The sequence below is a fragment of the Amycolatopsis alkalitolerans genome (assembly GCF_006152065.1).
Lineage (GTDB): Bacteria > Actinomycetota > Actinomycetes > Mycobacteriales > Pseudonocardiaceae > Amycolatopsis_E > Amycolatopsis_E alkalitolerans.
This window is the reverse complement of sequence record NZ_VDFW01000033.1, coordinates 14,494-37,043: the sequence shown is the minus strand read 5'-3', so window position 1 is coordinate 37,043 and position 22,550 is coordinate 14,494. Positions and strand designations below refer to the sequence as shown.

Genomic DNA, 22,550 nt, shown 5'->3' with positions numbered 1-22,550 from the left:
TCGTACAACTAGCTCACGCCGGTTGCGGCGCCGTTCCGGATGCGGGCTCGGCGGCGGTCCCGCGGTTGACGGATTCGAGCAGCACCTGCGCGACGTCCCGGATGGTGACGTCCGCGCCCTGGTTTTCGCTCTGCCGCTGGACGAGCCCGTCGGAGAGCATCACCTTGCAGAACGGGCAGCCGGTGACGACGGTGCCCGCTTCGGTGGCGATGGCCTCGTCGACGCGCTCCAGGTTGATCCGCTTGCCGATCTTCTCTTCCATCCACATGCGCGCGCCGCCCGCGCCGCAGCACATCGAGCGGTCCGCGTGCCGGGGCATCTCGGTGAGCGTGGCGCCGGTGGCCTGGACCAGTTCACGCGGCGGTTCGTAGACCTTGTTGTGCCGTCCGAGATAGCACGGGTCGTGGTAGGTCACCGGTTTGCCGTCGACCGGGCCGACACCGTTGACCGTGGTGCCCTCGACCGGCGCGATCGGGACGAGCTTTCCCTCGCGCACCAGCCGGTTCAGCAACTGGGTGTGGTGCACGACCTCGTAGTGGCCCTCGAGTTGCGGGTACTCGCGGCCGAGTGTGTTGAGACAGTGCGGGCAGGTGGTGACGATCTTGCGGGTGCCGGGCTCGCGCCCCTCGAACACCGCGTCGAGGGTCTCCTTGGTCTCCTGCGCGAGCATCTGGAAGAGGAACTCGTTGCCGGAGCGGCGGGCGGGGTCACCGGTGCAGGTCTCGCCGGTGCCCAGCACCGCGAAGTTCACTCCGGCGATATGCAGCAGTTCCGCCGTGGCGCGGACGGTCTTACGCGCGTTGTCGTCGAACGCGCCCGCGCAGCCGATCCAGAACAGGTAGTCGACGGTGTCGTCGAGCGTCCCGTCGCAGACCGGTACCTCGAAACCGAGATCCTTGGCCCAGTCGAGCCGTTCGGAGTTGTTCTGCCCCCACGGATTGCCCTTGTTCTCCAGGTTGCGGAACAGGGTGCCGAGTTCGGTCGGGAACGCGGACTCGATGAGCACCTGGTGCCGCCGCATGTCGACGATATGGTCGACGTGCTCGATGTCGACCGGGCACTGCTCGACGCACGCCCCGCAGGTGGTGCACGACCACAGGACGTCCGGATCGATCACCCCGCCTTCGCTTTCCGGGCCGACGAGCGGCACCTCGGGGCGGTCCGCGGGATCCTTGCCGCCGATCAGATACGGCGCCTGGCCGAGCAGGTGGTCCCGCAGGTCCATGATGACCATCTTGGGGGACAACGGTTTCCCGGTGTTCCACGCGGGACACTGGCTCTGGCAACGGCCGCACTCGGTGCAGGTCGCGAAGTCGAGCATGCCCTTCCAGGTGAAGTCCTCGATCTTGCCGCGGCCGAAGATCGCGTCCTCGTCGGCCTCCTCGAAGTCGATCGGCTTGCCGCCGGACTCCATCGGCAGCAGCGGGCCGAGCGCGTCCGGCAGCCGCTTCACCGTGACGTTCAGCGGCGCGAGGAAGATGTGCAGGTGCTTGGAATTGAGCACGATGTTCAGGAACACCAGCATCACGCCGATGTGCAGCAGCAGCCCGACGTCCTCGAGCACCACCAGCGTGCCGTGGTCCACTCCGGACAGCAGACGGCCGATGCCGATCGAGACCCAGGCGCCCGAGGAGTACGGGAACGTGCCCGCGGCCGAGGACGAGCCGCGGAACAGGAACATCGTCCAGATCACGTTGAAGATCATGAACAGGACGAGCCAGGCACCGCCGAGATGGGAGCCGAAGAACCGCGACGCCCGCGCCTTGCGCTCGGGGGCCTGGCGGATGCGGATCACGCTGAACACCACCGTCGCGGCCAGCACCGCGACCGCGATGAAGTCCTGCAGGAAACCGAGCACGCCCCAGTGCCCGACCCACCAGATGCTGAACCGCTCGCTGAACAGGCTGCCGTAGGCCTCGAGGTAGACCGTGGCGAGGATGACGAAACCCCAGAAGGTGAAGAAATGCGCCAGCCCGGGGACCGACCATTTGAGCAGCTTGCGCTGGCCGAAGACCTCGACCACCTGGGTCTGGATCCGCTTGCCCAGGTCGTCCGTGCGCCCTTCGAGCGGCTGACCGGATCTGATCAGCCGGTTCAGCCAGAGCGTCCGTCGCAACGCCAGGGCGAGGCCCACGGCCGTGATGACGAGGCCGACAATCATCCGGACCAGCACATGTCCTCCGCAAGGGAACGGCAGTCGATGGCGCCCGCGGGCCCGATCACGCAACCCCGGACGCGGCGTCAGTAGGAAGTAGATCACACCTGGGGTAGTAGCGGCAGGCGAGCGCCGCGCAGCGCATCTTGCGGATCCGCCAGTACTTGCGGAACAGCTCCGGACGGCGCAGCCGGGCCGGATGGAGCCCGAGCCGCGGATAGTGCCGGATGCCGTAGCGCCGGTCGCCCCGGCCGGCCTCGAACTCGGTGGTCGCCCAGCCGAGCCAGGCGCGGCGAAGCGTGATCGACGAGCAGCGACGGTGGCCGGCGGCCCTGGCCGGAAGGCTGCAGAATCGATGCAGCACGCGGAGGTCGGGCAGGCCGCCGGGATCGGCTCTCGGGGGTGTCACCTGATCGATCACCACATACCCAGGATGCCGGTGATCGCCGGTGAACCGGACCGGCAGCGCGCAGTAGGAACAACCGAAGCCATTGAGCCGGGCCATGGGCAAGCCTCCTCGGTGCCACGCCCGGCTAGTGTGACCTACCACACGACAGCGTTGTCAAGAACCTTATGGCGCCGGGATCGCGCACACCGTGCCTTCGCTGAAGCCCGCCGAGCCGATGTCGAGCGCCCGGTTGAATCGCCCGCGCAGGTTCTCCAGCGCTGCTCGCGGACTACACCCGGCAACGCCGGCTCGGCCAGGGGCAGACAGTCAAGCGCGTGGCGCCCGTGGGGTCAGCTCAGCTGACCGAGTTCGTCGTCGGTGAGCAGCCTCGACCGGATCAGGAACCGCACCCCCTCGGGCGCCTCCAGCGAGAACCCGCTGCCCCGGCCGGGCACCACATCGATCGTCAGATGCGTGTGTTTCCAGTACTCGAACTGCGCGGCCGACATCCACACCGGCACCGGCCGGGGCACCCCGGCGACGGTCAGATCGCCGAGGTGCACATCCGCCTCCCCGGTGCGGAACTCGCCGTCCGGGTAGCACATCGGCGCGCTCCCGTCGCAGCACCCGCCCGACTGATGGAACATCAGCGGGCCGTGTTCCCGCGCGAGCCGCCGCAGCAATGCCGCCGCGGCCCCGGTGAGATCCACCCGGCCCATCTCAGAAGAAGCCCTGCGCGTCGGGGGAGTAGGACACCAGCAGGTTCTTCGTCTGCTGGTAGTGGTCGAGCATCATCTTGTGGGTCTCGCGGCCGATACCCGACTGCTTGTACCCGCCGAACGCCGCGTGGGCGGGGTAGGCGTGGTAGCAGTTCGTCCACACGCGACCGGCCTGGATATCCCGGCCCGCGCGGAAGGCCGTGGCACCGTCGCGGCTCCACACCCCGGCGCCCAGCCCGTAGAGCGTGTCGTTGGCGATCTTGATGGCGTCGGCGTAGTCGTTGAACGCGGTCACCGACACCACCGGCCCGAAGATCTCCTCCTGGAAGATCCGCATCTTGTTGTCACCCTCGAAGATCGTGGGCTGGACGTAGAACCCGCCGGAAAGCTCGCCGCCGAGCTGGGCGCGTTCCCCGCCGGCGAGCACCTTCGCGCCTTCCTGCCTGCCGATGTCGATGTAGGACAGGATCTTCTCCAGCTGGTCGCTGGATGCCTGGGCACCGATCATCGTCTCGGTGTCGAGCGGGTGCCCCTGCTTGATCTTCTCCACCCGCGCGGTCACGTCACCGAGGAACTCCTGGTAGATCGACGACTGCACGAGGGCCCGCGACGGGCATGTGCACACCTCGCCCTGGTTGAGGGCGAACATCGCGAACCCCTCCTGCGCCTTGTCGTAGAAGGAGTCCTTGGCGGCGGCCACGTCCTCGAAGAAGATGTTCGGGCTCTTGCCGCCCAGCTCGAGCGTCACCGGGATGATGTTCTCGCTCGCGTACTGCATGATGAGCCGGCCCGTCGTGGTCTCCCCGGTGAAGGCGACCTTGCGGATACCCGGATGCTGCGCCAGCGGTTTGCCCGCCTCGACGCCGAACCCGTTGACCACGTTGAGCACGCCGGGCGGCAGCAGGTCGGCGATCAGGCTGAGCAGCACGTGCACGGACGCCGGGGTCTGCTCGGCCGGTTTGAGCACGACGCAGTTGCCGGCGGCCAGCGCCGGCGCGAGCTTCCAGGTGGCCATCAGGATCGGGAAGTTCCACGGGATGATCTGGCCGACCACGCCGAGCGGCTCGGGGAAGTGGTAGGCGACGGTGTCCGCGTCGATCTGCGAGATCGAGCCTTCCTGGGCGCGCGCCGCACCCGCGAAATACCGGAAATGGTCGATGGCGAGCGGGATGTCGGCCACGAGCGTTTCCCGCACCGGCTTGCCGTTTTCCCACGACTCGGCGACCGCGAGCGCCTCGAGGTTGGCTTCCATCCGATCGGCGATCTTGTTCAGCACCGCCGCGCGCTCGGCGGCCGCGGTGCGCCCCCACGCCACCGCGGCACCGGCGGCCGCGGCCACGGCGCGGTCCACGTCCCCGGCGGTGCCACGGGCGATCTCGGTGAACGTCTGCCCGGTCACCGGGGTCGGGTTCGCGAAGTACCCGCCCTTGACGGGAGGCACGTACTCGCCGCCGATGAAGTGGTCGTACCGCGGTTCGAACGCGACCACGCTTCCGGATTGGCCCGGCGCCGCGTATTTCGTCATCTCGCAGCCCTTCTGCTCGTGCTTCGTGCGGCCTGTCCGGCGCACCGGGCGCAAAACTAGGCAGCGCTACGTTGCAGCGCCGTTGCACTCCGCGAAACCACTGGTCGCCGTGTTTCTTGCCGAATGCGTGCGCGGCAGGCATGCTGCCTGAGGAAACCCCTCGTCACCGTCGTCGCGGAGTGCCCGAATGATCCCCGAGCCAGCTCGCATCGCCGGTTCGACCGCGCCGCGCCTGCCCTCGGACCAGGTGGCGCGGTTCCGCCTGCTGCAGGAAATCCACGACGCGACGTTGAGTGGTGACCGCGCGGCCGGCGCGCACCGGCCGGTGATTTCGGCGTCCTGGCAACGGTCCCTGGCCGCCCAGGTCGATCCGGAGGACTTCCGTCCGCCGATCGTGTATCCGGCCGACGAGATCGCCGACGTGCGATCGGCACATCCGTTGCATTCCGTGCTGACGCCGGTGCGCGACCTGCTGGTGAGCATCGCCGACGAATCGCAGCACATGATGATCGTGACCGACGCCGACGGCGTCATCCTGTGGCGCGAGGGCCCGGCGGGCCTGTGCCTGCGCGCCGATCCGGTCGGCCTGTGCGAGGGCACCGCGTGGTCGGAGTCGGCGATCGGCACGAACGCGATGGGCACCGCGCTCGCGACCGACGCGCCGGTGCAGATCTATTCGGCCGAGCATCTCGTGCGCACCTATCACACCTGGACGTGCGCGGCCGCGCCGATCCACGACCCGGACACCGGGCGGCTGCTCGGCGCGATCGACGTCAGCGGGCAGCTCGAGACCCTGCACCCGGCGATGGTGTCCCTGGTCAACGCCACCGCCCAGCTGGCGGAAAGCCGGCTGCGGGAACGGATGGAGCACCAGGACGCGCGGCTGCTCGCGCGGAACCTGCCGCAGCTGGCCGGGCTGCGGGGCGAGCCGCACGCACTGCTGACCCCGAGCGGGCGGGTGCTCGCCGCCGAGCCGCTCGAGCTGTGGCCGAGCCGGGTCGAGGTGCACCCCGGCCGCGACCGGGTACGGCTCGGCGACGGCCGCGATGCCGTGGTCGAAACTCTGGCCACCGGCTACCTGCTGCGCCTGCCCCGTGAGCCGCGGGCCACCGCGCGACGGCCCGTGCTGTCGCTGTCGTTCCTGAGCGCCAGCCCGAGCGCGCGGCTGGACGGCCGCGACCTGCCGCTGACCCTGCGCCGCGCCGAAATCCTGGCGCTGCTCGCACTGCACCCCGAAGGTCTCAACGCCGAACAGCTCGCCCTCCACCTCTACGGCGACGAGGGCAATCCGACCACGGTCCGCGCGGAGATCCACCGACTGCGGGCGCAGCTCGGCGAGCAGGCCATGCGGGCCAAGCCGTACCGGCTGTGCGCCGAGGTGGACGCCGACTTCCTGGCCGTGGGGGCCGCGCTGGCGGCCGGCGACGTCGCGGGTGCGGCCGCCGCGTTCCCGGCGCCCTTGCTGGCGCGGTCGGAGGCCCCGGCGATCCGGGCGGAACGTGACCAGCAGCTCGCCGCGCTGCGTGCCGCCGTCTTGGATCGAGGGGACGCCGCCGCGCTGTGGACGTTCGCGCAGGGCGAGCCGGGCCGCGACGACCTCGAAGTGTTCGAGCGGCTGACCCGGCTGCTCCCGGCCCGGGACTCGCGGCAGGCCGTCGCGCGAGCCCGGCTCAGCTGGCTTCTGTCCGAGGACGAGTGAGCGCTCAGATCGCGTCGGCGCCGCGTTCGCCGGTGCGGACGCGGACCACCGTCTCGACCGGGGTGACCCAGATCTTCCCGTCGCCGATACGGCCCGTGCGGCAGGCCTTCTGCACCGCTTCGATGGCCTTCTCCACGATGGAGTCGTCGAGCAGCACCTCGACCCGCAGCTTCGGCACGAAGTCCACCGAGTACTCGGCGCCGCGGTAGATCTCGCGGTGCCCCTTCTGCCGGCCGTACCCCCTGGCCTCGGTCACGGTCATGCCCAGAACGGCGAGCTGTTCCATGGCCTGCCTGATGTCGTCGATGACGAACGGGCGTACGACCGCGGTCAGCAGCTTCACGGCCGCCCTCCTTCCATGAGACTGCGGCGGCTGGGCTGCACCGCCAGGTCGTAAGCGCTTTCGGCGTGTTCGGCCTCGTCCAGCCCGTCGAGTTCGGCCTGCCGTTCGGCCCGGAGCCCGAACAGCTTGTTGACGACCCACGCGATCACCAGCGTCACCACCAGTGAATAGGCCAGCGCGGCGAGGGTGGCCACCGCCTGCCGCCACAGCTGATCGAGGCCGCCACCGTAGAACAGCCCGTTCGCGCCCGCGCTGTTGGCACCCTTGCTGGCGAACAGCCCGATGAGCAGCATCCCGGTGAACCCGCCGATGCCGTGCACGGCCAGCACATCCAGCGAATCGTCAAGGCGCAGCCGGTATTTCAGGCCGATCGCGAGCGAGCACACCACGCCGGCCACGAGCCCGATCACCGCCGCGCCGACCGGCTCGACGTACCCGCAACCCGGGGTGATGCCGACGAGCCCGGCCACCGCACCGGACGCGGCACCGAGTGTGGTGGGCTTGCCGTCGCGGACCTGTTCGACGACGAGCCAGCCGAGCACCGCGGTCGCGGCCGCCATCGTGGTGTTGACGAACGACGTCGCCGCCACTCCGGACGCGCCGATCGCGGACCCGGCGTTGAACCCGAACCAGCCGAACCACAGCAGGCCCGCGCCGAACATGACGAACGGCAGGTTGTGCGGGCGCATCGCCTGGTGCGGCCAGCCGTGGCGGCGGCCGATCACGAACGCCAGCGCGACCGCCGCCGCGCCCGAGTTGACCTCGACCGCGGTGCCGCCGGCGAAGTCCAGCGCGTGCAGCTTGTTCACCAGCCAGCCGCCCGTGGTGCCCGGCCCGGCGAACCCGTCGAACGCGAACACCCAGTGCGCGAGCGGGAGGTAGACCAGGCTCACCCACACCACGACGAACACCAGCCACGCCCAGAACCGGGCGCGTTCGGCGACCGCGCCCACCAGCAGCGCGACCGTGATCACCGCGAACATCAGCTGGAACGCCGCGAACGCCAGCAGCGGCACCTGGTGCCCGGCGGGGCCGACGGTGACCTCGCTGAGCCCGTGCATGCCGAGGTAGGAGAAGTCCCCGATCAGCCCGCCGAACGCGTCGTTGCCGAACGCCAGCGAATAGCCGTAGAGCAGCCACACGACACCGACGGCGGCGAGGCACGCGAACGACAGCATCATCACGTTGAGCACGCTGCGCGCACGCACCATGCCGCCGTAGAAGAGCGCCAGCCCGGGCGTCATCAGCATCACCAGCGCGGCCGAGCCGAGCAGCCATGCCGTATCCCCGGTGTTGATCACCAGCCACCTCCCGTTGTTACGGGCATGTTGCCTGAACACCTTTGTGGACAGATCCACGGGGTGGCCGGTGTCACAGGGCGGCGGCGAGGGGCACCGGGACCGATCGCTAGGGTGACGGGCATGCCGACGTTGTTCAGCAGGATCATCAACGGGGAGCTGCCGGGGCAGATCGTGTGGCGGGACGAGGTCGTCGCCGCGTTCCTGTCGATCAACCCGATGGGCCCCGGTCATACGCTCGTGGTGCCGCGGGCCGAAGTGGACCACTGGATCGACGCCGACGACGAGTTGCTGGCGCATATGCATCGGGTGGGGCACCGGCTCGGCGAGGCCATCCACGCGGTCTGGTCGCCGCCGCGGGTGGGGGTGCTCATCGCCGGTTTCGAGGTGCCGCACCTGCACCTGCACGTGTTCCCGGCGTGGCGGATGGCGGATCTGGAGATCAGCAAAGCTCAGCAGAACCCGGATCCCGCGGAGCTCGCGAAGAACGCCGAATCCCTGCGCCGGGCGCTCCGCGAGGCCGGGCACGGGGAGTTCGTCCCGGCGTGAGCCGGCTGGCGGCCGCCGCCGCGAGCGCGCAGGCGAACAGCACGTAGGCTGCCGGCAGGGCAAGGGTCCCGCCGGCGGCGCGGCCGAGCAGAAAGCCGATCTCTTCGGCGGTGATGACCGCCGTCGCGAGTTCCACGGCGGTCAACTCGCTCGATGTGGTGGCCCGGACGTACAGGCCGGGGTAGGCGAGCCCGACGCCGGCTCCGGCCACGGTCCACGCGATGAGCGCGACGGTGAACGAGGGGACCATGGCGACGGCGACCGTGCCGAGCGCGGTCAGGCCGAGGCCGATCGCCGGAACGGACCGCGGGGCCAGCAGGCTCGCCACCGCCCAGGCGAGGGGAGCGGCACTCAGCACGATCGCCGCCTGCCCGAGGCTCGCGTGCGTCCGCTCGGTCAGCAGCACGGTGATCAGGCTGTCCGCGCCGAAATACCCGAACGCGAACAGCATCATCGCGCCGAGCGCGGCGGGTGCGCCCGGCCGGAACCTCGTGGTGCCGCGGGGCATGATCGTGACGGTGCCCGCCACCGCGACGGCGGCTCCGGCCAGCGGCCACCAGCCGGGGCCGAGGATGACACCGGCCGCGCCCAGCGGAACCAGCAACGTCCGCAGGAGCGGCCGCGGCGCGCTGTCCTGAGCGCGGTCTCCGCGGACGGCGCGCGCGATCACGAACCGTCCGATGAGGACTATGGGCGCCGGGGCCAGCATCGTCCAGCGCCAGCCGGCGAGGTGCGCCAGGCCCAGGGTCGCGGCCGGGCCCACCAGGGCGGGCAGGATCCACATCGCCGAGGACAGTGCGACCACGCGCGTGCGCAGCCGCTCGTCGAGATGCCGGATCGCCGCGCTGATCCCGAAAACGCCCAGGAGGCCGCTCGCGAACCCGCCGCCGAACTGGCCGGCGGCGAACACCCACGCGTTTTGGGCGGTCGCGGACAGCGTGAGCCCGCCGAGGTAGGTGACGACGCCGATGGTCAGCGCGCCGCGCGTGACCCGGTGCGCCAGCGGGAGCGCGACGAACAGCCCGAGCGCCGACCCCGCGATCAGCAGCCCCAGCCGGTCCCGCGCGTCCAGGGCGCCGGCCACGACCGGCAGCAGGGTCGAGGAGACGAATCTCGTCACCGCGGCACCGAACTCCAGCGCCACGATCCCGGCCGCGAGCGCCGCCGGGCGCGGGCCGGTCATGTGTACAGGTCGCGGTCGTTCAGGTTGATCTGCACCCACACGCCGTCCGGATCCCGCACGCGCAGCGAATGCCCGAAGTTCTCGTCCAGCACGGGCCCGGGCGCGAACCCGGCCTCGCGCAGCCGCGCCGCCACGTCCTCCAATGGTTCCGTCGACTCGAAGGCCAGCTCACACCGGCCCACGTCCTCGGCGGGGGCCTGGTGGACGGCGAGCATGCCGCTCTCGGCCGGAAGTTCGGCCCAGGCGCCCGGCCTCGACACCGGTCCGGGCTCCAGGCCGAGCGCCCGGTAGAACCGGGTCATGGCCGCGACGTCGTCGGTGTAGCGGATCGGGACCACTCTCATGACGATCGCTCCTCGGTGCGCCGCAGGTACTCCTCGAGCACGCGCTCGACGAAGGCCGACAGCGACTCGTTCGTATCGATCGACGCGTGCTTGACGCGGCGGATCAGATCAGCCGGGAGGTAGACGTTGAACTGCTGCTTGGGCGATGGCGCCATGCGAGTATGCTAGTATACTAGAAGGTTGATAATGCGGTATGGCATACGACCGTGAGCTGGCGGACCGGATCCGGGCGCTGGTCGCGCCCGAGGACGGGTTTCGCGAGCAGGCGATGTTCGGCGGGCTGGCGTTCCTCGTGGGCGGGAACATGGCGGTGGTCGCCAGCGGGGAGGGCGGTCTGATGGTGCGCATGCCCCGCGAGGAGTGCGAGGCGCTGATCGACGACGTGCGGGTGCACCCGATGACGATGGGGAGCCGCGAGATGCGCGGCTGGCTGCGGGTGGACACGGAAGCCGTGCGCTCCCCGGACGAGCTCGAACGGTGGGTCGCCCGCGGGGTGTCCTTCGCGCGCTCGCTGCCGGCCAAGGCCCGCGGCCGGCGCTGACTGTGCTCACTGTCCCAAGTGGACGGTCGGCGGCCGTTCCCGTGTGTGGGGCCCGCGCTGGATAGGCTGGTGGCGAACGCAGGCACGAGCGAAACGGCAGGCGAATGGTGGATGTGCTCGGTACGGCGACCGGCCCGGTGGTGCACGGGGAGGGCAGGGGCAAGGAGCTCGGCTACCCGACGGCGAACGTCGACTTCGATCCGGCGGCCCCGATCCCGTCCGACGGCGTGTATGCGGGGCACGTCCGCATTCTGGCTTCCTCGGGCCCGGACGACCCGCGCGAGTTCCCCGAACCCCTGCCCGCGCTCGTGTCGGTCGGCTCGAACGTGACGTTCGGCGCCACCACCCGCACGATCGAGGCCTACCTTCTCGACTTCGACGAGGACATCTACGGTTGTGTCGCCGAGATCGCGGTCGAGCTGTTCATCCGGCCGCAGGTGAAGTTCGGCTCGGTCGACGAACTGATCATGCAGATGAAGCAGGACGAGTCGCGCGGGCGCGAGTACTTCCGGTCCGCGTAGACCTCTTTCGCGTGGGCGCGTGCTCTCGGTGCTGCGGGACTATCTGGCCGATGGGCTGCCGGGCGCGGCGGGCATCGTGCCGGTGGACGTGGCGCGGATCCGGAGGTCGCGTAGCTACTCGAAGTAGGCGACGGTGCGGAACTCGATGCTGTGCCGTGGCGTGCTCGTCTGCACGGTCGGGTCGCGGAAGGCGGTGTGCGGGACCCGCCAGGCCACCGTGTGATCGCTGTCGTTGAGCTTGAAAAAGAGGATCTCGTCGCGGGTCATGCCGGGGAAATACCACCACCGGTGCCCGGGGTTGTGGTGGAACTCCGAACCGCTCGTCCCTGGGGTTGTCGCGGGCATCTCGGCGTAGCGATCGTCCGGGATCGTGTCCACCAGATACAGGCGGTTGTCCAGCCCCTCGTCGGGCCCGACGCTCGTGTAGTCGCAGATGGCCAGCGGCCAATCCTGCGGTGGCGGGCTGAACACGCGCCACAGGCTGGTGAACAGCGCCCGCCGGTAGCCCGGCCCGTCCGGGAAATGCGTCGCGTACGCGGCGGAGGCTGTCTCGCGGGCTCCGGTGTCGGAGTAGTCGTCGTGGACCAGGGCGGCCTGCGGCTGCGAGGCGTGTTCGGCCGGGGCGGCCGTGCGGCGCAGGCGCCAGCTCAGCGTCGCCACCCGGTCGGCGCCGGTGTAGGACTTGATGAACCCGGCGACCTCGCCCGGGTAGGCGCGGTCCACCTCGTCCGGGTCGGTGAAATCCCGGACCGCACTGCGGTGACCGACGAGCGCGAACCCGTTGCGGTCGAGGGTGAACCGGTCGCGGACCGGGCGGCCGTCCTGGATCGGCATCAGGTAGGTGCGGTACGTCCCGGTGTTGACGCTGCGGCCCGGCGCGGTGAAGCGGCGCAGCGTCGTGGACTCGGGGGAGAGGTAGCTCAGCTCGCCTTCGACCGTCGTCATGGCAAGCATGCTCGCGCACGGGCGGAGCTGCGCGCCCTGGGGTTTTCGCGGCGTGGAACCCCGGCGCGTTGAGGGCGGATCTCGCGCCGGGGCTCCGGCGGCCGACCGCGGTAGTCAATGGCCCGTGCGGCACTCGCGGCCGGCCGGCTGACGGCGCGATGGCGATCGCCGACGCCTCTCATCGTGCTGGGCGGGGGCGCCGGGCACAATCCTCCATCCGAGCGAGTCTGGAACGAATATTTCATCAGTTGGTACACCCGTGAAATGGTGGAGAAGTTACCGGCTACATTGCGTGATTCTTTGCCGCCTGGTACCGGTGAACCGGTCTGTAACGACTGATCGGAGATGACCGATTTCCGGGCAGATATAGCACGAACGGGTGTAACTCCTTCCGAGTTTGCGATTACTTGCAGTAACCATGCGGCGTGTGCGGGGCGCGCCGGTCCCCACGCCAGCCGATGGGCGGAGGCCGGATGGAAGAGATGGTGCCTGGTGCCGACGCGATCACCGGGGTCGGCACCCGCCGGACCCGGCGGCGCGTCGTGCAGACCCCGCCGCGGGCGTCCTCGACTTCGTGGGAGGGCCGGTACCGGACGTGGGTGATCGGCTGCGACGCGTTCGCGACGATCCTCGTGATCGCGACGATGGCGCTGGCGATCCTCGAGATCACCGGGCGCCCGTATTTCCTGCACGCCTCCGGGACGGCCGCCGCGATCCTGTTTTCCTTGCCGCTCAACCGCGCGTGGAGCCAGCACGTGTTCGGCGAGGGCGCGGAGGAGTACCGCAGGCTGGGGCGGGCCCTGATCATCGCCGCGGTCGTCGTGGCGCTCGCCGGGCTGCTGTTCGGGGCGCTCGACGTGCAGCCGTGGGTGTTCCTCGCGGTGCCGCTGGTCGGGCTGATCGCCCTACCGCAACGGTATGTGCTGCGCAAGATCCTGCACCACGCCCGGAACAAGAGCGGGACCTGCATGTTGCCGGTGATGGCGGCGGGCGCGCCCGGCACGGTGCGCGATCTGATCGAGCGCACCCGTGCGGATTCGCATGTGGGCTGGCGGGTCGAAGCGGTATGCACGGACAGCGGCACCGGTGAGGTCGGCGGGATCGCGGTCGCGGGCCGCCTCGACGAGGTCGCCGAGCAGGTGCGCCGCGGCGGGTACCGGGTCGTGGCCGTCACCTCCGATCCGTACTGGACCCCGGCGCGACTGCAACAGCTGGCGTGGGACCTGGAAGGCACCGGCGCGGAACTCGTCGTGGCGCCGGTGCTGATGGAGATCGGGGGGCCGCGCCTGAACGTCTCCGGGGTCCTGGGCACGCCGTTGCTGCGGGTGAGCGCGCCCGCGTTCACCGGCGGGCGCAGGATCATCAAGGAGGTCTTCGACCGGACGACGGCCGGGCTCGGCCTGCTCGTGATCTCCCCGGTGCTGCTCGTGATCGCCGTGCTGATCAAGCTGAACGACCGCGGTCCGGTGTTCTACCGCCAGCGCCGCGTCGGCCGCGACGGCGACACGTTCATGATGATCAAGTTCCGCACCATGGTGGTGAACGCCGATCACCTGCGCAACGATCTCCTGGACGCGAACGAGGGCTCCGGTCCGCTGTTCAAGATGCGCCGCGACCCGCGGGTCACGAGAGTGGGAGCGGTGCTGCGCCGGTACTCGCTCGACGAGTTGCCACAGCTGTTCAACGTCCTCGGCGGCACGATGTCGCTCGTCGGGCCGCGGCCGCCGCTACCCGAGGAGACCGAGAGCTACCATCGCGCGGCGCGGCGCCGCCTGCTGGTCAAGCCGGGGCTGACCGGGTTGTGGCAGGTCAGCGGGCGCAGCGACCTGAGCTGGGACCAGAGTGTCCGCCTCGACCTGCGCTACGTCGAGGACTGGTCCCTGGCGCTGGACATGGTGATCCTGTGGAAGACCGCGCGTGCCGTGTTGAGCGGCAAGGGCGCCTACTAGTCTCGCATCGTGCTTTCCTTGCGAATCCCGGAAATCCGGCAGGTGGCGCTGATCGCCGCGCATTGTGACGACCTGGCCATCGGTGCGGGCGGCAGCCTGCTCACCCTGTGCGCGGGCCGCGCCGATCTGACGGTCCACGCGCTCGTGCTCGGCGGCGGGGGCACCGTCCGCGAGGACGAGGAACGCGCCGCGCTCGCGGACTTCTGCGCCCCGGCCCAGCCCGAGGTGACCGTCCTGGACTTCCCCGACGGCCGGATGCCCGCGCAGTGGCTCGCGGTGAAGGAAGCCATGGCCGCCCTGCGCGGGCGGATCGACCCGGATCTCGTGTTCGCCCCGCATCGCGACGACCGGCACCAGGACCACCGGATGGTCGCCGAGATCGTGCCGCAGGTGTTCCGCGATCATCTCGTGCTCGGCTACGAGATCCTGAAATGGGACGGCGACCTGACCCAGCCCTCGGTGTACCAGCCGCTGAGCGAGGAAACGGCGCGGCGCAAGGCGGAGCTTCTCGCCAAGCACTACCCGTCGCAGCACGGCAAGGACTGGTACGACGAGGACGCCTTCCTCGGCCTCGCCCGGCTTCGCGGTGTGCAGCAGCACACCCGCTACGCCGAGGCCTTCCACGTCGAGAAGCTCAGCCTCTCGCTGTGACTCCCTTCGGGGCGGAGGGCCATGTTGTTGCCCCGCCCCGAAAGCGCGGTGAACCGGGCCGTGATGGGTTCTCCTGAGAACGCGAACGTCGAACTCGCCGTCTCGAACGTAGATCTCGTCGTGGGGGTGGGTGGGGCCTGGCCGAACGGGTAGGTGGCGGCCCCGCCGGGTGTGCGGACTTGCGTGTCCGGCGGAGGGGGATGGCGTGCGGGGCGTTCCCGCAGCCGAAGCGGCCGGGCTAGCGTCGGTGTGCGCGTCACCACAGTCGCTTCTCGCGCAGGAAGGTCAAGTGCGTCATGCAGGTCGATGAGCTACTGAAGCCGTTTCCCATCAAGGAGTTCCACCCGTTCCCGCGCGCCTTGCTCGGCCCGGGAGCGCACGAGATGATCGGTCCGGAAGCGCTCAAACTGGGCTTCAAGAAGACCCTCGTGATGACGAGCGGGCTGCGGGGTTCCGGCATCGTCCACAAGATCACCGAGTCGATGAAGTACCACGGGCTCGAGGTCATGCTCTACGACAAGGTGGAGTCCAACCCCAAGGACTACAACGTGATGGACGCCGTCGCGCTGTACCAGGAGAACAAGTGCGACAGCTTCGTCTCCATCGGCGGCGGCTCCTCGCACGACGCCTGCAAGGGCGCGCGGATCTCGGTCGCGCACGACGGCCGCAACGTCAACGACTTCGAGGGGTTCAACAAGTCCGAGAACCCGAGGAATCCGCCGCATATCGCGGTTTCCACCACGGCGGGCACCGGTTCGGAGACCTCGTGGGCCTACGTCATCACCGACACGACCACGGACCCTGACAACCCGCACAAGTACGTGGCCTTCGACGACGCTTCGGTGACCACGCTGGCGATCGACGACCCGGTCCTCTACTACGACTGCCCGGTCGACTACACCGCGCAATGCGGTTTCGACGTCCTGGCGCACGCCTCCGAGCCCTACGTCTCGCGGCTGAACTTCGAACCCTCGCTCGGCAACGCATTGCGGGCGATCAAGCTCACGGCGGAAAACCTGCGCCAGGCCACCTGGAACCCCACCGAACTGTCCGGCCGTGAGGGCATGATGTACGCGCAGTACATCGCCGCGCAGGCGTTCAACTCCGGCGGGCTCGGCATCATCCACTCGATCTCGCACGCGGTCAGCGCCTTCTACGACACCCACCACGGCCTCAACAACGCCGTCGCCCTGCCGCGCGTGTGGGCGTTCAACATGCCGGTGGCGTACAAGCGCTTCGCCGACATCGCGCAAGCGATGGGGGTGGACACGCACGGCATGACCGACGTGCAGGCCGCCGACGCCGCCCTGAACACCGCGATCAGGTTGCTGCGCGACGTCGGCATCCCGGAGAAGTTCACCGACGTGCACCAGGACAGCTATTCGAAGAACCGGCTGGGCAAGGGCCCGACCAAGTTCTACGAGCAGGCCGCGGTGATCAAGGGCGACGACGAGGACATCGACCGCATCACGCGGCATGTGCTTGGCGACGCCTGCACGCCCGGCAACGCCAAGGAATGCACCTTCGAGACTGTGCGCCCCGTCGTCGCCCATTGCCTCAACGGCGACCTCGACGATCTGCTCAGCTGAGACTACCGGGGGCGGGCGGCCACGGCCCGCCCCCGGCATCCACCAAGGAGGACGGGCGTGACCGCGTTCGAATCGGTCGACGAAGCCGGGAAAGCACTGGCGGCGCAGGGATATCTCACCGATCACCGGCTGGCGACGATGGCCTACCTGGTGACCCGGCTGGAGAAGCCGGTACTGCTGGAAGGGCCTGCGGGCGTCGGCAAGACCGAGCTGGCGAAGTCCCTCGCGGCCGCCACCGGACGGCGGTTGCTGCGCCTGCAGTGTTACGAGGGCCAGGACGAAGCCAGCGCGCTGTACGAATGGGACTACGGCAAGCAGTTGCTCTACACCCAGATCCTGCGGGAAAAGATCGGCCAGCTCGTCGCGGACGCGCCCGACCTGCACGACGCGGTGGAACGGATCGGCGCGCAGGAAAGCGTCTTCTTCTCCGAGCGGTTCCTCGCGGCCCGGCCGCTGCTGGAGGCCGTCCGGTCGGAGGAACCGGTCGTGCTGCTGATCGACGAGATCGACCGTGCCGACGAGGCGCTGGAAGCGGTCCTGCTGGAAATGCTGGGGGAGTACCAGATCTCGGTACCGGAGATCGGCACGTTCACCGCGCGCAACCGCCCGTACGTGGTCCTGACCTCGAACAACACCCGTGACCTCGCGGCCGCGCTCAAACGGCGTTGCCTGCACCTGTTCCTCGACTACCCCTCGCCCGAGCGTGAGCTGGACATCCTGCGCGGCAAGGACACGGGCCTGCCGGACGCGCTGGCCCGTGAACTCGTGGCCGTCGTGCGCGGGCTGCGGGAGCTGGAACTGCGCAAGGCGCCCAGTATCTCCGAGACGATCGACTGGGCCCGTACGCTCGCCGTCCTGGGGGTCGACGAGCTGACCGCACCGGTCCTGTCCGACACGGTGTCGGTGGTCGTCAAATACGACAAGGACGTGCGCAAGGCCTTGGAAGCCCTGCCGCGCCTCGTCGACCCCAACGCCGACATCCCGGAAACCCTGCATGGCCATGGGCATGGGCATGGGCATGGCCACGACCATGAGGCGCCGAAGGTGAGCGCCGACCGGGGAAGCCGGTCGTTCGGCCGTCAGCGGACGCGGTGATGGAGGCCGGCCTGCACCGGTTCGTGCGGTTGCTGCGGCTGCGGGACGTGCGGATCTCGGTGCCCGAGACGATCGACGCGTCGCGTTGCGCCGCGCAGCCGGGCATCCTCGCCGACCGGCGGGCCCTGAAAGAGGCGCTGCGGCTCGCGCTCGTGAAGGACCGTCGTGACGACACCGCGTTCGACGAAATCTTCGACGCCTTCTTCGCGCTCGTGCGCGTCGGCCCCGCCGAGCATGGGCACGGCCACGGGCATACGCATGACGACTTGTCCGACACCGGAGAGCTGGAGAGCTTCACGCTGTCCGACGAGCCGAGCGAGACCCCGCAACAAGGGCACGAGCACGGCAAGCCCAGCGATGTCCGCGACTACTTCGATTCCGGAGACCTGGCCCAGCAGTACAACCTGCACCAGGAGGCGAACAAGCTCGACCTGGCCTCGCTGACCGACGAGATCGTCTTTTCCAAGGACACCACGGTCACCGGGGACGAGGGATACCGCGTGCAGCTGGACACCGACCGGTTGCACGGCGGGGGCGTGCCGGGCCGCCTGTCTCCCGAGACCGGCACCAAGGTCGACGCCGCGTTGAGCATCGCCGAACAGGACGCGCTGCTCGGCTGGCTGGAGCAGGAGGGCGACGAGGACGACGCCGCGCGGTTGCGCGGGCGCCTCGCCGGGGTACTGGAGAACCTGCCGGCCGCGCTGAAACGCCATCTGGAAGCGTTGCTGGCGCTGGAGGACAAGGTCGTCGAGGCACGCGAGCGCCGGATGTCCGAAGTGGACAACGTCGGCGAGGGGGAGCGGGCCGAGCTCGAGGAGTCCCTGCGGCGCCTGGCCGCCACACTGCGCGGGGCGCTGACCCATCGCAGGCGGATCGCGAGTGCCGGCCGGGTCGATCCGGGCCGGACGATGCGGCGCAACATGCGGTTCGACGGTATCCCGTTCAGCCCGGTCACCGTGCGCCGCGCGGAGGACCGCCCGCGGCTCGTCGTGCTCGCCGACGTGAGCCTGTCGGTACGCGCGACCGCGCGGTTCACCCTGCACCTGGTGCACGGGCTGCAGAACCTGTTCGCCCAGGTGCGCTCGTTCGCCTTCGTCGACGCCGTCGCCGAGACCACCGAACTGTTCGCCGAGTACCCGGTGGAGCGGGCCCTCGGCCTGATCTTCGGCGGCGACGTGCTCGACGTGGACGCGAACTCGGACTACGGCGCGGTGTTCGGGGAATTCCTCGCCGAGCACTCCTCCGCGGTGACCCGCCGGACCACCGTGCTGGTGCTGGGCGACGGCCGCGGTAACGGCAACGACCCGAACCTGACCGCGTTCGCCGAGATCTCCCGCCGCGCGCGGGAAACGATCTGGCTGACCCCGGAACCGCGCTACTCGTGGGGGCTGGGTGCCTGCGATCTGCCGTCCTACGCCGAGTACTGCGGAAAGGTGCGGGTGGTACGCGATCTGTCCGGGCTGGACCGCGTCGCGCTCGACCTGGTGGCCCGATGACCGCCGCGCTCGATCCGCTCGCGCCGTACCCGGTCGGCCAGTACCTCGACGACCTCGTGCGGGTCGTGCGCGCCGAAGAGGACCGCAGGCCCTCGGTCGTGCGCACCGAGCATTTCCGGCTGCACCGGACGGGACGGCGGATCGAGGTGAGTCACCGGCTGCGCCCGGACCAGCTCGACAACGGCCTGACCGGCTTGCTGATCGACGAACTGTTCGCGCCCGGCTGGCTCGCCGGGCAGGACGTCTTCGAGCGGGTGTTCACCGGCGTCGTCCGGAGCACCGTGGCCGACCCGGGTGCCGCGTGGGGAACGTTCTACGCGAACACCCTCGCGCACCTCCGCGAACCGTCCGGGGCACCCCCGCTGATCGCCGGGATCGCACCCGTGTACGCGCGGGTGCTGCGGCTCGTGCCTCCCGGCAGTGTGCTGGATCTGGGATCCTGCTTCGGTTTCCTCCCACTGATGCTCGCGGAGCGCCCGCGCACCACGGTCGTCGCGTCGGACCTCGTGGCCGGCACGACGCGCCTGCTGGCGAAGGTCGCCGCCGAGCGCGGAATTCCACTCCGGACGCTGGTCTGCGACGCGACCCGGGTACCGCTGCCGGACGGGTGCGTGGACACGGTGACCGTCGTGCACCTGCTCGAGCACCTCGACCCCGCGCAAGGCTGCGCGGTGCTCGCGGAGGCGACCCGGCTCGCCCGGTCGGCCGTGATCGTGGCCGTGCCGTTCGAGGAGGTGCCGGCCGCGGACTACGGGCACGTGCGCCGCTTCGACCTGCCCGCACTCGCCGCGCTCGGCGCCGCCACCGGCTGGCACCACAAGGTTTCCGCCTTCCACGGCGGCTGGCTGGTCCTCGACCGGAGCGGCCGGTCGAAGTCTCATCAGGACAGTCGGCACTCAACGAGGAGTACACGATGACGACAGCTACCGCCACCGAATCCCCTGCCCGGACGGAGACCGTCACGAGCCCGCCGGGCGATCCCACGATGATCGGCGTGCCCACCTTCATCGTCGGCTCGATCGCGCTGGGCCTGGTGCTGACCGGGTACGTGCCCGCCGGTGCCGTCGGCGCCTCGATCGCGATCATCCTGCCGGCCACCGGGCTGGGCCAGCTGGTGGCCGCGGTGTGGGCGGCGTCGCTGGGGCAGAACGCGGTCGCCGCCGTGTTCGGCGTGTTCAGCGGATTCTGGCTCAGCTACGCCGTGCTCGTGCTCGGGCTGCTGCACGGCTGGTTCGGCATCTCACCCGACGCCGCGGTCGCCACCCAGGGACTGTTCCTGATCGCGTGGCTCGTCACGATCGTGCTGCTGACGGTCGCGACGCTGCGGCTCCCGGCCGCCTTCACGCTGCTGTTCGGGTTGATCGACGTCGCGCTCGCGCTGGTGTTGTACGGCACCGAGGGCGGCTCGGCGACCGTCACGACCGCCGGTGGGTACGCCGTCTTCGCGTTCACCGCGGTCGGTGTCTACCTGTTCGCCGGTGCCCTCTCGGCCGCGACGGGCGGCAGGCCGCTGCCACTGGGCCGCCCGGTGCTGCGCTGAACGCGCTTACTCGCGCCCGGCCACTATGCTCCTCAGATCAACCCCATCTTGCTGGCCGCGTAGACCGCTTCGGCACGGCTGGTGGCGCCGATCTTGCGCATGATGTTGCGGACGTGGAACTTCACGGTCGTCTCGGAGATGTACAGCCGCGCGCCGATGTCCCGGTTGCTCAGCCCGCGCGCGAGCAGCTCCAGCACGTTCTGCTCGCGGGAGGTGAGCACGGGCTCCTCGGCGGCCGTGCGGATCGAGCGCACCATCGCCGAAGCCGACCGCGAGTCGAACGCGCTTTCGTTGCGCGCCACCGCGCGGATCGAGGAGACCAGCCCGGTGGTGTCCACGTCCTTGATCACGTACCCGCGGGCGCCCCGGTGGATCGCCTCCACCACGAGGGCGTCGTCGAGGAAGGTCGTCAGTACAAGCACGCCGAGCTCCGGGTAGCGCGAGGTGAGTTCGGCGCACACGTCGAGGCCCTCGGTGTTGGTGCCGGTGGACAGTTTCAGGTCCAGCAGCACGATATCCGGCCGCGTCCGCTCGACCACGGCCCGTGCCTCGGCCGCGGTGGCGGCCTCCCCGACGACGGTGATTTCGTCCTCACGCTCCAAAATGGCCCGTAGACCCTGGCGGACGATGGCGTGGTCGTCCACCAGCACGATGTTCAGCGTTCGCTCGCCCACGATCATCCCGCCGCCCTCGCCTCGTGCCGTGGCGGCGGGATCTCCAGCAGCAGCATGATGCCGCCGATCCGCGACCGCCGGATCGACAGCGTCCCGCCCAGCTCCTCGGTGCGGGCCCGCATGTTCGCCAGGCCGCGGTGCGCGCCCGCGAGATCCGTGGCCGAGGCGAGCCGCAGCATCCTGCGCAGCTGCGCCGGATCGCCGTCCCCGTCGTCCGAAATGGACAGCCTGATCCGCTCCCCGCGGTAGTCGAGCCGGATCAGCGCCCGTGCCGCGTTCGTGTGCATCACGGTGTTGAACAGTGCCTCCCCGGCGATGCGCAACAACGAATGCTCGGCCTCGCCGGGCAGCGGCACCGGCGTGCCGCGCACGGTGACCCGCACCTTGAGTTCGGTCGGCAGGTGCACCGTGGACAGCCGTTCGAGCAGGACCGGGAGCGAGCCTGACGGCTCGGACTCGGCGTGATGCAGGGCGTAGATGGCCGCGCGCAGCCGTTCCACCGCGTGCCGGGTCAGCCCCTTGGCCTCGACGAGCTTGGCGCTCACCACGCCGAGGTCCGCGCCAGGCCCGGCCAGGTCCGCGCGGCAGATCTCGATCATCATCCCGGCGGAGAGGACGTCCTGGGTCACGCTGTCGTGCAGTTCGCGCGCGATCCGGTGCCGTTCGTCGTCGAGCGCCTGCCGCTGCATCGCCTCGAACAGCCTGCGCTGGGTCTCCTGGAGTTCGGCGTTGCGCGCCGCGAGGTCTCTCGCCTGCTGCTCCGCGGCTTCGGACAACCGCTCGGTGCGGCCGCGCAGCCGCACGGTGGCGTGGACGAGGAACGAGTTGTGCAGCGCGACCGCGGCCTGGTTCGCCAGCACTCGCAGCACGGCGAGGTCGGTGTCGGCGACGTCCATGCCGGGCGCGGGCATCGCGGCGATGCCGCCGACCGGTTCGCAGTCGAGCGTCATCGGCACCCGCACCCCGCTCGCCGGCGGATCGTCGGCCTCCCACGGGTGCGACCGCAGCACCCGCAGGTGTTCGGCCGCCGCGGCCGGGAAGAGCCGCTCGTCGTCCACCAGCCGGTCACCGGTCAGCAGCAGGAACCGCGGCCGCGCCGCGCGCAGGGCACCGTCGGCGACCGCGAACAGCAGCCAGTCGGCCTGGACGTGCTCGGCCGCGGCCCGGACCACCGCCTCGACCAGCGCCCGCGGGCCCTCACCGGTGCGCACGAGCGCGCGGGAGATCCGGTCGAGGGCGCCGACGGCCCGTTCGAGTCGCTCGGCACTCCGGACGTACTCCGGATAGAACGAGCGCTTACCGGACCGCACGCCGGTCAGCGCGCCGAGATCGTGGTCCGCTGTCAT

At 70.0% G+C, this 22,550-nt stretch carries 23 protein-coding genes; 11 read left to right on the top strand and 12 right to left on the bottom strand.

The annotated features are described in order from the left end of the window. Nucleotides 1-13: 13 nt before the first annotated feature. From FG385_RS27935 to exaC, 4 genes are all read right to left on the bottom strand, one after another. A complete protein-coding gene (locus FG385_RS27935; RefSeq protein ID WP_139099784.1) occupies nucleotides 14-2,173 on the bottom strand; it encodes a (Fe-S)-binding protein in 2,160 nt (719 codons plus the stop codon). A 46-nt stretch (nucleotides 2,174-2,219) separates the two neighbouring features. Further along, on the bottom strand, nucleotides 2,220-2,660 hold the full coding sequence (locus FG385_RS27930) for a hypothetical protein (protein ID WP_139099783.1): 441 nt from the start codon (nucleotides 2,658-2,660) through the stop codon (nucleotides 2,220-2,222). A gap of 233 nt (nucleotides 2,661-2,893) precedes the next feature. Then, nucleotides 2,894-3,262 carry a DUF779 domain-containing protein gene (locus tag FG385_RS27920; RefSeq protein WP_139099782.1) on the bottom strand — a complete coding sequence of 123 codons (369 nt, stop codon included), beginning with the start codon at nucleotides 3,260-3,262 and terminating at the stop codon, nucleotides 2,894-2,896. Nucleotide 3,263: 1 nt separating this feature from the next. Next, a complete protein-coding gene (gene exaC / locus FG385_RS27915; RefSeq protein WP_139099816.1) occupies nucleotides 3,264-4,787 on the bottom strand; it encodes an acetaldehyde dehydrogenase ExaC in 1,524 nt (507 codons plus the stop codon). Between the two features lie 187 nt (nucleotides 4,788-4,974). Here exaC and FG385_RS27910 point away from each other — a divergent pair, with 187 nt between their 5' ends. Then, nucleotides 4,975-6,486 (top strand): helix-turn-helix domain-containing protein, encoded by a 1,512-nt coding sequence (locus FG385_RS27910; protein WP_139099781.1) that lies wholly within the window; start codon nucleotides 4,975-4,977, stop codon nucleotides 6,484-6,486. 4 nt (nucleotides 6,487-6,490) lie between these two features. Here the strand turns inward: FG385_RS27910 and FG385_RS27905 are convergent, their stop codons facing one another. Both FG385_RS27905 and FG385_RS27900 read right to left on the bottom strand, forming a co-directional pair. After that, nucleotides 6,491-6,829 carry a P-II family nitrogen regulator gene (locus tag FG385_RS27905; protein ID WP_139099780.1) on the bottom strand — a complete coding sequence of 113 codons (339 nt, stop codon included), beginning with the start codon at nucleotides 6,827-6,829 and terminating at the stop codon, nucleotides 6,491-6,493. Further along, complete coding sequence (locus tag FG385_RS27900; protein ID WP_139099779.1) at nucleotides 6,826-8,130, bottom strand: ammonium transporter; 1,305 nt, start codon at nucleotides 8,128-8,130, stop codon at nucleotides 6,826-6,828. Before FG385_RS27900 ends, FG385_RS27905 begins: the two co-directional genes overlap by 4 nt. Before the next feature lie 120 nt (nucleotides 8,131-8,250). Here FG385_RS27900 and FG385_RS27895 point away from each other — a divergent pair, with 120 nt between their 5' ends. Continuing rightward, complete coding sequence (locus FG385_RS27895) at nucleotides 8,251-8,676, top strand: HIT family protein (RefSeq protein WP_139099778.1); 426 nt, start codon at nucleotides 8,251-8,253, stop codon at nucleotides 8,674-8,676. Here the strand turns inward: FG385_RS27895 and FG385_RS27890 are convergent. From FG385_RS27890 to FG385_RS27880, 3 genes are read right to left on the bottom strand one after another with little or no spacing between them, the layout of a single operon-like run. Beyond that, on the bottom strand, nucleotides 8,570-9,859 hold the full coding sequence (locus FG385_RS27890) for an MFS transporter (protein WP_139099777.1): 1,290 nt from the start codon (nucleotides 9,857-9,859) through the stop codon (nucleotides 8,570-8,572). The genes FG385_RS27895 and FG385_RS27890 overlap by 107 nt on opposite strands. Then, a complete protein-coding gene (locus tag FG385_RS27885; protein ID WP_139099776.1) occupies nucleotides 9,856-10,203 on the bottom strand; it encodes a VOC family protein in 348 nt (115 codons plus the stop codon). Before FG385_RS27885 ends, FG385_RS27890 begins: the two co-directional genes overlap by 4 nt. After that, complete coding sequence (locus tag FG385_RS27880) at nucleotides 10,200-10,358, bottom strand: ribbon-helix-helix protein, CopG family (protein WP_139099775.1); 159 nt, start codon at nucleotides 10,356-10,358, stop codon at nucleotides 10,200-10,202. Before FG385_RS27880 ends, FG385_RS27885 begins: the two co-directional genes overlap by 4 nt. Before the next feature lie 38 nt (nucleotides 10,359-10,396). Here FG385_RS27880 and FG385_RS27875 point away from each other — a divergent pair, with 38 nt between their 5' ends. Beyond that, nucleotides 10,397-10,744 carry a TfoX/Sxy family protein gene (locus FG385_RS27875; protein ID WP_139099774.1) on the top strand — a complete coding sequence of 116 codons (348 nt, stop codon included), beginning with the start codon at nucleotides 10,397-10,399 and terminating at the stop codon, nucleotides 10,742-10,744. A gap of 104 nt (nucleotides 10,745-10,848) precedes the next feature. Continuing rightward, the gene (locus tag FG385_RS27870) at nucleotides 10,849-11,265 is read left to right on the top strand and encodes a riboflavin kinase (protein ID WP_139099773.1); all 417 of its coding nucleotides are present in this window, start codon (nucleotides 10,849-10,851) and stop codon (nucleotides 11,263-11,265) included. A 114-nt stretch (nucleotides 11,266-11,379) separates the two neighbouring features. Here the strand turns inward: FG385_RS27870 and FG385_RS27865 are convergent, their stop codons facing one another. Continuing rightward, nucleotides 11,380-12,210, bottom strand: a complete 831-nt coding sequence (locus FG385_RS27865; protein WP_139099772.1) for a CmcJ/NvfI family oxidoreductase — start codon at nucleotides 12,208-12,210, stop codon at nucleotides 11,380-11,382. Between the two features lie 473 nt (nucleotides 12,211-12,683). Between FG385_RS27865 and FG385_RS27860 the strand changes: the two genes are divergently transcribed. The 7 genes from FG385_RS27860 (at nucleotide 12,684) to FG385_RS27830 (ending at nucleotide 20,530) form a co-directional block, all read left to right on the top strand. Beyond that, a complete protein-coding gene (locus FG385_RS27860; RefSeq protein WP_200834691.1) occupies nucleotides 12,684-14,159 on the top strand; it encodes a sugar transferase in 1,476 nt (491 codons plus the stop codon). 9 nt (nucleotides 14,160-14,168) lie between these two features. Then, nucleotides 14,169-14,810: a PIG-L deacetylase family protein gene (locus tag FG385_RS27855; RefSeq protein ID WP_139099771.1), complete on the top strand. Its 642-nt coding sequence runs from the start codon at nucleotides 14,169-14,171 to the stop codon at nucleotides 14,808-14,810. A 296-nt stretch (nucleotides 14,811-15,106) separates the two neighbouring features. Beyond that, nucleotides 15,107-16,399 (top strand): NDMA-dependent methanol dehydrogenase, encoded by a 1,293-nt coding sequence (gene mdo, locus FG385_RS27850; protein WP_139099770.1) that lies wholly within the window; start codon nucleotides 15,107-15,109, stop codon nucleotides 16,397-16,399. 57 nt (nucleotides 16,400-16,456) lie between these two features. After that, nucleotides 16,457-17,494 (top strand): AAA family ATPase, encoded by a 1,038-nt coding sequence (locus FG385_RS27845; protein ID WP_139099769.1) that lies wholly within the window; start codon nucleotides 16,457-16,459, stop codon nucleotides 17,492-17,494. After that, entirely contained in the window at nucleotides 17,494-18,990 is a 1,497-nt protein-coding gene (locus FG385_RS27840; protein WP_139099768.1) for a VWA domain-containing protein, read from the top strand. Before FG385_RS27845 ends, FG385_RS27840 begins: the two co-directional genes overlap by 1 nt. Beyond that, nucleotides 18,987-19,907 (top strand): mycofactocin oligosaccharide methyltransferase MftM, encoded by a 921-nt coding sequence (mftM, locus tag FG385_RS27835; RefSeq protein ID WP_139099767.1) that lies wholly within the window; start codon nucleotides 18,987-18,989, stop codon nucleotides 19,905-19,907. Before FG385_RS27840 ends, mftM begins: the two co-directional genes overlap by 4 nt. Continuing rightward, on the top strand, nucleotides 19,904-20,530 hold the full coding sequence (locus FG385_RS27830; RefSeq protein WP_139099766.1) for a GPR1/FUN34/YaaH family transporter: 627 nt from the start codon (nucleotides 19,904-19,906) through the stop codon (nucleotides 20,528-20,530). The genes mftM and FG385_RS27830 overlap by 4 nt, the downstream gene beginning before the upstream one ends. A gap of 32 nt (nucleotides 20,531-20,562) precedes the next feature. Here the strand turns inward: FG385_RS27830 and FG385_RS27825 are convergent, their stop codons facing one another. Continuing rightward, a complete protein-coding gene (locus FG385_RS27825) occupies nucleotides 20,563-21,210 on the bottom strand; it encodes a MadR family response regulator transcription factor (protein WP_139099765.1) in 648 nt (215 codons plus the stop codon). After that, nucleotides 21,207-22,550, bottom strand: coding sequence for a MadS family sensor histidine kinase (locus FG385_RS27820; protein WP_139099764.1), 1,344 nt, complete (start codon nucleotides 22,548-22,550; stop codon nucleotides 21,207-21,209). The genes FG385_RS27825 and FG385_RS27820 overlap by 4 nt, the downstream gene beginning before the upstream one ends.

What these genes read in the sequence shown, in the direction of transcription:
- FG385_RS27865 (WP_139099772.1), bottom strand. Translation starts at nt 12,210, where the DNA reads ATGACGACGGTCGAAGGCGAGCTGAGCTACCTCTCCCCCGAGTCCACG.
- FG385_RS27820 (WP_139099764.1), bottom strand. Translation starts at nt 22,550, where the DNA reads ATGACAGCGGACCACGATCTCGGCGCGCTGACCGGCGTGCGGTCCGGT.
- FG385_RS27830 (WP_139099766.1), top strand. Translation starts at nt 19,904, where the DNA reads ATGACGACAGCTACCGCCACCGAATCCCCTGCCCGGACGGAGACCGTC.
- mftM (WP_139099767.1), top strand. Translation starts at nt 18,987, where the DNA reads ATGACCGCCGCGCTCGATCCGCTCGCGCCGTACCCGGTCGGCCAGTAC.
- FG385_RS27825 (WP_139099765.1), bottom strand. Translation starts at nt 21,210, where the DNA reads ATGATCGTGGGCGAGCGAACGCTGAACATCGTGCTGGTGGACGACCAC.
- FG385_RS27930 (WP_139099783.1), bottom strand. Translation starts at nt 2,660, where the DNA reads ATGGCCCGGCTCAATGGCTTCGGTTGTTCCTACTGCGCGCTGCCGGTC.
- FG385_RS27875 (WP_139099774.1), top strand. Translation starts at nt 10,397, where the DNA reads ATGGCATACGACCGTGAGCTGGCGGACCGGATCCGGGCGCTGGTCGCG.
- exaC (WP_139099816.1), bottom strand. Translation starts at nt 4,787, where the DNA reads ATGACGAAATACGCGGCGCCGGGCCAATCCGGAAGCGTGGTCGCGTTC.
- FG385_RS27880 (WP_139099775.1), bottom strand. Translation starts at nt 10,358, where the DNA reads ATGGCGCCATCGCCCAAGCAGCAGTTCAACGTCTACCTCCCGGCTGAT.
- FG385_RS27895 (WP_139099778.1), top strand. Translation starts at nt 8,251, where the DNA reads ATGCCGACGTTGTTCAGCAGGATCATCAACGGGGAGCTGCCGGGGCAG.
- FG385_RS27870 (WP_139099773.1), top strand. Translation starts at nt 10,849, where the DNA reads ATGGTGGATGTGCTCGGTACGGCGACCGGCCCGGTGGTGCACGGGGAG.
- FG385_RS27840 (WP_139099768.1), top strand. Translation starts at nt 17,494, where the DNA reads ATGGAGGCCGGCCTGCACCGGTTCGTGCGGTTGCTGCGGCTGCGGGAC.
- FG385_RS27890 (WP_139099777.1), bottom strand. Translation starts at nt 9,859, where the DNA reads ATGACCGGCCCGCGCCCGGCGGCGCTCGCGGCCGGGATCGTGGCGCTG.
- FG385_RS27910 (WP_139099781.1), top strand. Translation starts at nt 4,975, where the DNA reads ATGATCCCCGAGCCAGCTCGCATCGCCGGTTCGACCGCGCCGCGCCTG.
- FG385_RS27885 (WP_139099776.1), bottom strand. Translation starts at nt 10,203, where the DNA reads ATGAGAGTGGTCCCGATCCGCTACACCGACGACGTCGCGGCCATGACC.
- FG385_RS27860 (WP_200834691.1), top strand. Translation starts at nt 12,684, where the DNA reads ATGGAAGAGATGGTGCCTGGTGCCGACGCGATCACCGGGGTCGGCACC.
- FG385_RS27920 (WP_139099782.1), bottom strand. Translation starts at nt 3,262, where the DNA reads ATGGGCCGGGTGGATCTCACCGGGGCCGCGGCGGCATTGCTGCGGCGG.
- mdo (WP_139099770.1), top strand. Translation starts at nt 15,107, where the DNA reads ATGCAGGTCGATGAGCTACTGAAGCCGTTTCCCATCAAGGAGTTCCAC.